1 rRNA gene is annotated in these 2,673 nt (G+C 54.8%); it reads left to right on the plus strand.

Annotated elements, in window-relative coordinates:
* A 23S ribosomal RNA gene (locus tag LOR49_RS17280) occupies nucleotides 1–2,604 on the plus strand; the annotation flags it as partial.
* Between the last annotated feature and the right edge of the window lie 69 nt (nucleotides 2,605–2,673).

Below are 2,673 nucleotides of genomic sequence, written 5' to 3' on the forward strand. Positions count from 1 at the left end.
GTAGATGAAGCGGTCTGGAACGGCCCGCGAGACACGGTAAGAGCCCGGTAGTCGAAACGTTGTTTCCTCCGGAGTGGATCCTGAGTACGGCGGGACACGAGAAATCCCGTCGGAATCCGGGAGGACCATCTCCCAAGGCTAAATACTCCCTAGTGACCGATAGTGAACCAGTACCGTGAGGGAAAGGTGAAAAGCACCCCGGAAGGGGAGTGAAAGAGATCCTGAAACCGTGTGCCTACAAGTAGTCGGAGCCCGTTTATGGGTGACGGCGTGCCTTTTGTAGAATGAACCGGCGAGTTACGATCGTATGCAAGGTTAAGCGGAAGACGCGGAGCCGCAGCGAAAGCGAGTCTGAACAGGGCGTATGAGTATGCGGTCGTAGACCCGAAACCGGGTGATCTACCCATCTCCAGGGTGAAGGCAGGGTAACACCTGCTGGAGGCCCGAACCCACGCAAGTTGAAAATTGCGGGGATGAGGGGTGGGTAGCGGTGAAATGCCAATCGAACCCGGAGATAGCTGGTTCTCCCCGAAATAGCTTTAGGGCTAGCCTCGGAAGAAAGAGTCCTGGAGGTAGAGCACTGATTGGACGAGGGGTCCCTACAGGATTACCGAATTCAGTCAAACTCCGAATGCCAGTGACTTGTTTTCCGGGAGTCAGACTGCGAGTGCTAAGATCCGTAGTCGAGAGGGAAACAGCCCAGACCACCAGCTAAGGTCCCTAAGTATACGTTAAGTGGAAAAGGATGTGGAGTTGCTTAGACAACTAGGATGTTGGCTTAGAAGCAGCCACCATTGAAAGAGTGCGTAATAGCTCACTAGTCGAGTGACTCTGCGCCGAAAATGTACCGGGGCTAAACGTATCACCGAAGCTGTGGATGTCCGCTTACGCGGACGTGGTAGGGGAGCGTTCAAAGGGCAGAGAAGCCGGATCGTGAGGACCGGTGGAGCGCTTTGAAGTGAGAATGCCGGTATGAGTAACGAAAAGAAGGGTGAGAATCCCTTCCGTCGAAAACCTAAGGTTTCCTGAGGAAGGTTCGTCCGCTCAGGGTTAGTCGGGCCCTAAGCCGAGGCCGAAAGGCGTAGGCGATGGAAAACAGGTGGAAATTCCTGTACCACCTCCTTCCCGTTTGAGTGATGGGGGGACGCAGTAAGGTAGGGTAAGCGCGCTGCTGGAATAGCGCGTCCAAGCCGCAAGGCTGATGGATAGGCAAATCCGTCCATCGAAAGGCTGAACGGTGATGGCGAGGGAAATTTTAGTACCGAAGTTCCCGATCCTACACTGCCAAGAAAAGCCTCTAGCGAGGGTTGAGGTGCCCGTACCGTAAACCGACACAGGTAGGTGGGATGAGAATTCTAAGACGCTCGGGAGAACTCTCGTTAAGGAACTCGGCAAAATGACCCCGTAACTTCGGGAGAAGGGGTGCTTCTGCGGGTGCAAGCCTGCGGAAGCCGCAGTGAATAGGCCCAAGCGACTGTTTATCAAAAACACAGGTCTCTGCGAAGCCGTAAGGCGAAGTATAGGGGCTGACACCTGCCCGGTGCTGGAAGGTTAAGAGGAGGGGTTATCCCTTCGGGGAGAAGCTCCGAATTGAAGCCCCAGTAAACGGCGGCCGTAACTATAACGGTCCTAAGGTAGCGAAATTCCTTGTCGGGTAAGTTCCGACCCGCACGAAAGGTGCAACGACTTGGGCACTGTCTCAACGAGAGACCCGGTGAAATTATAATACCTGTGAAGATGCAGGTTACCCGCGACAGGACGGAAAGACCCCATGGAGCTTTACTGCAGCTTGATATTGGATGTTTGTACAGCTTGTACAGGATAGGTAGGAGCCTTGGAAACCGGACCGCCAGGTTCGGTGGAGGCGCTGGTGGGATACTACCCTTGCTGTACGAACATTCTAACCTCGGACCGTGATCCGGTCCAGGGACAGTGTCAGGCGGGCAGTTTGACTGGGGCGGTCGCCTCCTAAACAGTAACGGAGGCGCCCAAAGGTTCCCTCAGAATGGTTGGAAATCATTCGCAGAGTGCAAAGGCAAAAGGGAGCTTGACTGCGAGACCTACAAGTCGAGCAGGGACGAAAGTCGGGCTTAGTGATCCGGCGGTGCCGTATGGAAGGGCCGTCGCTCAACGGATAAAAGCTACCCTGGGGATAACAGGCTTATCTCCCCCAAGAGTCCACATCGACGGGGAGGTTTGGCACCTCGATGTCGGCTCATCGCATCCTGGGGCTGGAGTAGGTCCCAAGGGTTGGGCTGTTCGCCCATTAAAGCGGTACGCGAGCTGGGTTCAGAACGTCGTGAGACAGTTCGGTCCCTATCCGTCGCGGGCGCAGGAAATTTGAGAGGAGCTGTCCTTAGTACGAGAGGACCGGGATGGACACACCGCTGGTGTACCAGTTGTTCCGCCAGGAGCATCGCTGGGTAGCTACGTGTGGACGGGATAAGTGCTGAAAGCATCTAAGCATGAAGCCCCCCTCAAGATGAGATTTCCCATCGCGCAAGCGAGTAAGACCCCTTGAAGATGACAAGGTTGATAGGTCTGAGGTGGAAGCGTGGCGACACGTGAAGCTGACAGATACTAATCGGTCGAGGGCTTATCCAACGCAAAGGAAAGCGTCTCGTATTCATCCGAATGATTCGTTATGCAGTTTTGAGGGAACAGATTCCTTCC

The organism is Bacillus piscicola, from assembly GCF_022458745.1.
Classification (GTDB): domain Bacteria; phylum Bacillota; class Bacilli; order Bacillales; family Marinococcaceae; genus Alteribacillus_A; species Alteribacillus_A piscicola.